Annotated in this window: 5 protein-coding genes; all 5 read left to right on the top strand. The window is 69.2% G+C overall.

The window, feature by feature from the left end; genetic code table 11:
- Positions 1 to 1,281, top strand: a 1,281-nt coding sequence (gene secD / locus ACKOQ4_RS10620; protein ID WP_526291593.1) for a protein translocase subunit SecD, incomplete at its 5' end; no start/stop codon positions are given.
- Positions 1,278 to 2,471, top strand: a complete 1,194-nt coding sequence (gene secF / locus ACKOQ4_RS10615; protein ID WP_526291591.1) for a protein translocase subunit SecF — start codon at positions 1,278 to 1,280, stop codon at positions 2,469 to 2,471. The genes secD and secF, both read left to right, overlap by 4 nt.
- 7 nt (positions 2,472 to 2,478) lie before the next feature.
- Entirely contained in the window at positions 2,479 to 4,125 is a 1,647-nt protein-coding gene (locus tag ACKOQ4_RS10610) for an ABC transporter substrate-binding protein (protein ID WP_526291589.1), read from the top strand.
- The gene (locus ACKOQ4_RS10605) at positions 4,107 to 4,670 is read left to right on the top strand and encodes an adenine phosphoribosyltransferase (protein WP_526291587.1); all 564 of its coding nucleotides are present in this window, start codon (positions 4,107 to 4,109) and stop codon (positions 4,668 to 4,670) included. Before ACKOQ4_RS10610 ends, ACKOQ4_RS10605 begins: the two co-directional genes overlap by 19 nt.
- Positions 4,671 to 4,704: 34 nt before the next feature.
- Positions 4,705 to 7,000 (top strand): RelA/SpoT family protein (locus tag ACKOQ4_RS10600; RefSeq protein WP_526291585.1); only part of this gene is annotated, 2,296 nt, incomplete at its 3' end.

The raw sequence follows: 7,000 nt of genomic DNA, 5'->3' as shown, positions 1-7,000 counted from the left end.
TCGCCGGCCCCCCAGCCGCGCCCGTATCCGCTGGAACCGACGCCGCCCTCCCCGGCGCCGCCTCCGCCGGGCCAGCCGGCCCCGCCGGGGGCCACCGGCCAGCCCACCCCGCCGCCGGGTCCGCCGGACCCGCGCAAGGACCTGGCGGCCCGGATCAAGTTCGAGAAGGAACTGCGTCAGAGCACCAACCAGAACCTGCTGCTGCTGTCGGTGCAGTACATAGCCGGCCGCTGCGACCAGGAGGACGTGCTGTCCGGCAACGACGACCCGAACCTGCCGCTGGTGACCTGCTCGCAGGACCACAAGTACGTCTACATCCTGGACAAGTCGATCATCAGCGGCGACCAGATCCAGACCGCCAACTCCGGCTTCGACCAGCAGAGCGCCGCCTACGTGGTGGATCTGGAGTTCAAGGAGGAGGCGGCCAAGACCTGGGCCGACTTCACCGCCGCCAACATCGGCACCCAGACCGCGTTCACGCTGGACTCCCAGGTGGTCAGCGCCCCGCAGATCCGGGAGGCCATTCCGGGCGGACGCACCCAGATCTCCGGCGGTGACCCGCCCTTCACCGTGGACTCCGCCAAGACGCTGGCCAACGTCCTCAAGTACGGATCGCTGCCGCTGTCCTTCGAATCATCGGAGGCCGAGACCGTCTCGGCGACACTGGGATTGACGTCGCTGAAGGCGGGCCTGGTGGCCGGCGCCATCGGCCTGGGCATGGTGCTGCTGTACTCGCTGCTGTACTACCGCGTGCTCGGTGTGCTCACCCTGCTGTCGCTGGTGGCCTCCGGCGCCATGGTCTACGGCATCCTGGTGCTGCTGGGCCGCTACATCAACTACACCCTCGATCTCGCCGGCATCGCCGGCCTGATCATCGGCATCGGCACCACCGCGGACTCCTTCGTGGTGTTCTTCGAGCGCATCAAGGACGAGATCCGCGAAGGCCGTTCGTTCCGCTCGGCGGTGCCGCGCGGCTGGGCCCGGGCCCGCAAGACGATCCTGTCCGGCAACGCGGTCAGCTTCCTGGCCGCCGCGGTCCTGTACTTCCTGGCCGTCGGCCAGGTCAAGGGCTTCGCCTTCACCCTGGGCCTCACCACGATCCTCGACGTCGTCGTGGTGTTCCTGGTGACCTGGCCGCTGGTGTACCTGGCGTCGAAGTCGCCGACGTTGTCCAAGCCGGCCTTCAACGGGCTGGGTGCGGTCCAGCAGATCGCCCGCGAGCGCCGGGCCGCCGGACAGCCCGCCGCAGTGCCGGCGACTCAGACGGGAGCGGCCCGATGACCGACGCCGACGACATCGACCTGGAGGGCACTGCGGTCGCCGCCGAATCCGGCACAGCGCAACTGCCGCGCCACGGTTTCTTCACCCGGCTCTACACCGGCACCGGCGCCTTCGACGTCATAGGCAGGCGCAAGCTGTGGTTCGCCATCACCGCCCTGATCGTGGCCGCCGCCGCCGCCAGCATCGCGCTGCGGGGCTTCACCTTCGGTATCGACTTCGAGGGCGGCACCAAGATGTCCTTCCCGCGCGGCGGCGCCAACGGCGAGGCCAGCGTCAGTCAGGTCGAGCAGACCTTCGCCGACGTGATCGGGCACTCCGCCCAGTCGGTCGTGGTGGTCGGCAACGGTGAGTCCCAGACGGTTCAGATCCGGTCCGAGACGCTCAGCAACGAACAGACGGCCAAGCTGCGCGACGCGCTGTTCGAGAAGTTCGCGCCCAAGGGCACCGACGGCAAGCCCACCAAGCAGGCCATCAGCGACTCGGCGGTGTCGGAGACCTGGGGCGGGCAGATCACCAAGAAGGCGTTGATCGCGCTGGCGGTGTTCCTGGTCCTGGTCACCATCTACATCACCCTGCGCTACGAGAAGTACATGGCGATCGCCGCGCTGTTCTCGCTTGCGCTGGACATGATCACGGTCGCCGGCATCTACTCGCTGGTGGGCTTCGAGGTCACCCCGGCCACGGTGATCGGCCTGTTGACCATCCTCGGTTTCTCCCTGTACGACACCGTCATCGTCTTCGACAAGGTCGAGGAGAACACCAAGGGCTTCGAGCACACCACCCGGCGAACCTTCGCCGAGCAGGCGAACCTCGCGATCAACCAGACCTTCATGCGGTCGATCAACACCAGCCTGATCTCGCTCATGCCGGTGGCCGCGCTGATGATCGTCGCGGTCTGGCTGCTCGGAGTCGGCACGCTCAAGGACCTCGCGCTGGTCCAGCTGGTCGGCATCATCGTCGGCACCTACTCCTCGATCTTCTTCGCCACGCCGCTGCTGGTCACGCTGCGCGAGCGCACCGAGTTGGTGCGCAACCACACCCGCAGGGTGCTCAACCGGCGCAAAGGCGCGACGGCTGGCGCCGATCCGGGCGCGGAGCCGGTGGATGCGGTGGTCGGCGCGGCCTCCGACGCGCCCGAGCCGGTCCGGCCGGTCCGGCCCAGGAAACCCTCTGGCAAGCGGGAACGTTAGGGCGGCAATGGCTTTCACTCGCCGTCTGTCCGCGATGGTAGCGGCAGCCACCCTGGTGACTTCGCTGAGCGCGTGCGCCGAGCCCGCCGTGGAGCAGGTCAACTACGCGGTGGACGGTCTTCTGAGCACCTACAACTCCAACACCGTCGACGGAGCGGCCTCGGCCGGGCCGCAGGCTTTCGCGCGCACCCTGACCGGGTTCAGCTTCCACGGCCCGGGCGGACAGGCGCTGGCCGACAACGACTTCGGGACGGCCACGGTGGTCGGTCGCGAGCCGCTGGTGATCGACTACCAGATCTCAGACGAAGCTCAGTACTCGGACGGTAAGCCGGTCACCTGCGACGACATGGTGCTGGCCTGGGCAGCCCAGTCCGGCCGGTTCGCCGGCTTCAACGCCGCCAGCAAGGCGGGCTATCTCGACATCGCGGGCATCGAGTGCCAGCCCGGCCAGAAGAAGGCGCGGGTCAACTTTCTGCCGACCCGCTCGGTGGCCGACTACAACCAGTTGTTCACCGCCACGTCGCTGATGCCCTCGCACGTGCTCTCCGACCAACTCGGGCTGGATGTCACCGCCACCCTGCAGGGCGGCGACCCCGGCGCGGTCGGCCGGATCGCCGAAGCCTGGAACACCGCCTGGGACCTCAAGCCGGGCCTGGACAGCGAGGCGCTCAAGCGGTTCCCCTCGTCGGGCCCGTACAAGATCGACTCGGTACTCGACGGTGGAGCGGTGGTGCTGGTCGCCAACGACAAGTGGTGGGGCACGAAGCCGGTGACCAAGCAGATCACGGTGTGGCCGCGCGGCGTCGACGTCCAGGACCGGATCAACAACGGCAGCTTTCAGGTGGTCGACGTGGCCACCGGTTCGTCGGGCACATTGACCACGCCGGACGAATACCAGAGAGCCGAGATCCCCTCCAGCGGAATCCAACAGCTGATCTTCGCCGCGCAGGGTCCGGTATCCACGCCCGAGGCGCGTCGGGCGATGTCGTCCTGTGTCCCGCGCGACGTCATCGCCGCCAACGCGGCGATGCCGATCGCCAACACCCGGCTCAACACGGCGATCGAGAACGCCTACACCGTCCTGGAGTCCGGTCCGCTCTCCGATCAGTACAACGTGGCCAACCCGGACGCGGCCAGGATGGCGCTGGGGGGACAGCCGCTGACCGTGCGACTGGGCTATCAGGCGCCCGATCCGCGGCTGGCAGCTGCCGTCGCCGCGATCACCCAGGCCTGCGCGCCGGCCGGGATCACCGTCGTCGACGTCACAGCGCCCGGCACCGGTCCGCAGGCGTTGCGGGACGGCCGCATCGACGCGCTGCTGGCCGGCACCGGCGGGGCGGCGGGCAGTGGATCGACCGGGTCCTCGGCGATGGACGCCTACGCGTTGCACTCCGGGAACGGCAACAACCTGTCCGGCTACGCCAACCCACAGGTCGACGGGATCATCGCCGCGCTGGCGGTCACATCCGATCCCAAGGAAGAAGCCCGGTTGCTCGGAGACGCGGCGCCCATGCTGTGGACCGATGTGCCCACCCTTCCGCTGTACCGCCAGCAGCGCACCGTCATCTTCGCGAAGAAGATGTTCGGCGTGCAGGCCAACCCCACCAAGTGGGGCGCCGGCTGGAACATGGACCGGTGGCGGCTGGAGCCGTGACCCCCGGCGGTGACGGTGCGATCCGCCGCGCCGCACAGGTGGTGGCCGCGCTGACCCGTGAGGTGCCCGATTTTCCCGAGCCGGGAGTGCTCTTCCGGGACCTGACCCCGGTACTCGCCGACGACCGTGGCCTTGCGGCGCTCACCGAAGCGCTCGCGACACTCGTCGGCGGGGCTGACCTGATCGCCGGGATCGACGCGCGCGGGTTTCTGCTCGGCGGCGCGGTGGCCCACCGCCTGGGCGTCGGGGTGCTGGCCATCCGCAAGGGCGGCAAACTCCCACCGCCGGTGCGGGCGCGCAGCTACAGCCTCGAGTACGGCACCGCCACCCTGGAGATCCCCGCCGCGGGCGTCGAACTGGCCGGCCGCCGGGTGGCGATCGTCGACGACGTGCTGGCCACCGGCGGCACGATCGCGGCCGCGTTCGACCTGCTGGAGGCGGCGGGCGCGCAGGTGAGCGGAGCGGCGGTGGTGATGGAACTGGTTGCGCTGGGCGGCAGGGAGCGCCTCGCTCCGCTGCCGGTGCACAGCGTCCGGGTGCTGTAGCGGGATATCCTCACAGGCACGACAGGAGGTGGGCATGGCGGAGGAACAACTCGGCGCCGGGGTGCCTCCGGTCGCGGAACTACCGGAGCCCGATCCCGACCCGGCCCCGCCCAAGCCAGCCAGCGCGTCGCGCCGGGTGCGGGCCCGCCTGGCACGCCGGATGACCGCGGGACGCAGCAATCTCAACCCGGTGCTGGATCCGCTGGTCTCGGTACACCGGGAGATCTACCCGAAGGCCGATCTGGCCATCCTGCAGCGGGCCTACGAGGTCGCCGACGCCAAGCACGCCGATCAGCTGCGCCGGTCCGGGGATCCCTACATCACCCACCCGCTCGCGGTGGCCAGCATCCTGGCAGAGCTCGGAATGGACACCACGACGCTGGTCGCCGCGCTGCTGCACGACACGGTGGAGGACACCGGTTACACCCTGGAGGCGCTCACCGCGGAGTTCGGCGACGAGGTGGGCCATCTCGTCGACGGCGTGACGAAACTGGACAAGGTCGTGCTGGGCAGCGCTGCCGAGGGCGAGACCATTCGCAAGATGATCATCGCCATGGCGCGCGATCCCAGGGTGCTGGTGATCAAGGTCGCCGACCGGCTGCACAACATGCGCACCATGCGGTTCCTGCCACCGGAGAAGCAGTCGCGCAAGGCGACTGAAACCCTGGAAGTCATTGCGCCCCTTGCTCATCGGCTCGGTATGGCAACGGTGAAGTGGGAGCTGGAGGATCTGTCGTTCGCGATCCTGCACCCCAAGCGTTACGAGGAGATCGTCCGGTTGGTGGCGGATCGGGCGCCGTCCCGCGACACCTATCTGGCCAAGGTGCGCTCCGACATCGGTTCGGCCCTGGGCGGGATGAAGATCAACGCCACCGTCGAGGGCAGGCCGAAGCACTATTGGTCGATCTACCAGAAGATGATCGTCAAGGGCCGCGACTTCGACGACATCCACGACCTGGTGGGGGTGCGGATCCTGTGCGAGGAGATCCGGGACTGCTACGCCGCGGTCGGGGTCGTGCACTCACTGTGGCAGCCGATGCCGGGACGGTTCAAGGACTACATCGCCCAGCCGCGTTACGGCGTTTACCAGTCCCTGCACACCACCGTCGTCGGGCCGGAGGGTAAGCCGCTGGAGGTGCAGATCCGCACCCGGGACATGCACCGCACCGCCGAGTACGGCATCGCGGCGCACTGGCGGTACAAGGAGGCAAAGGGCCGCAACGGGGTTCCGCACCCGCACGCCTCGGCCGAGATCGACGACATGGCCTGGATGCGCCAGCTGCTCGACTGGCAGCGGGAGGCGGCCGACCCCGGCGAGTTCCTCGAGTCGCTGCGTTACGACCTGGCCGTGCAGGAGATCTTTGTGTTCACCCCCAGGGGTGACGTCATCACGCTGCCGGCCGGCTCCACCCCGGTGGACTTCGCCTACGCGGTGCACACCGAGGTCGGCCACCGCTGCATAGGCGCCCGGGTCAACGGCCGGCTGGTGGCGCTCGAGCGCAAGCTGGAGAACGGCGAGGTGGTCGAGGTCTTCACCTCCAAGGCGCCCAACGCCGGCCCGTCACGCGACTGGCAGGGCTTCGTGGTGTCCCCGCGGGCCAAGGCCAAGATCCGGCAGTGGTTCGCCAAGGAACGCCGCGAGGAGGCGCTGGAGGCCGGCAAGGAGTCGATCGCCCGGGAGGTCCGTCGCGGCGGACTGCCGCTGCAGCGGCTGGTCAACGGCGAGGCGATGAGCTCGCTGGCGCAGGAACTGCGCTACGCCGACGTCTCGGCGCTCTACACCGCGGTCGGTGAGGGCCATGTGTCGCCCCGCCACGTCGTGCAGCGGTTGCTCGCCCAGCTCGGTGGGGCCGAGGGCGCCGAGGACGAGCTGGCCGAGCGTTCCACCCCGGCGACCATGCCGGTGCGGCAGCGCTCCACCGAGGATGCCGGGGTGGCGGTACCGGGTGCGCCGGGGACGCTGACCAAGCTGGCCAAGTGCTGCACGCCGGTGCCCGGAGACAACATCATGGGGTTCGTCACCCGCGGCGGCGGGGTGAGCGTGCACCGGACCGACTGCACCAACGGGGCCGATCTGCGCCAGCAGTCCGAACGGATCATCGAGGTGCTCTGGGCGCCCTCGCCGACGTCGGTGTTCCTGGTGGCCATCCAGGTGGAGGCGCTCGACCGGCACCGGTTGCTGTCCGACGTCACCCGGGTGCTCGCCGACGAGCGGGTGAACATCCTGTCGGCGTCGGTGACCACCTCCGACGACCGGGTGGCGGTGAGCCGGTTCACCTTCGAGATGGGCGACCCCAAGCATCTGGGCCACGTGCTCAACGCGGTGCGCA

It is taken from the genome of Mycobacterium sp. (genome assembly GCF_046095365.1).
In the GTDB taxonomy this organism is placed as follows: Bacteria; Actinomycetota; Actinomycetes; order Mycobacteriales; family Mycobacteriaceae; genus Mycobacterium.
The sequence above is the reverse complement of the archived record's forward strand: the minus strand, read 5'-3'. Positions and strand labels throughout refer to the sequence as shown.

Coding starts and splice junctions, on each gene's coding strand:
- secF (WP_526291591.1), top strand. CDS start 1,278: ATGACCGACGCCGACGACATCGACCTGGAGGGCACTGCGGTCGCCGCC.
- ACKOQ4_RS10610 (WP_526291589.1), top strand. CDS start 2,479: ATGGCTTTCACTCGCCGTCTGTCCGCGATGGTAGCGGCAGCCACCCTG.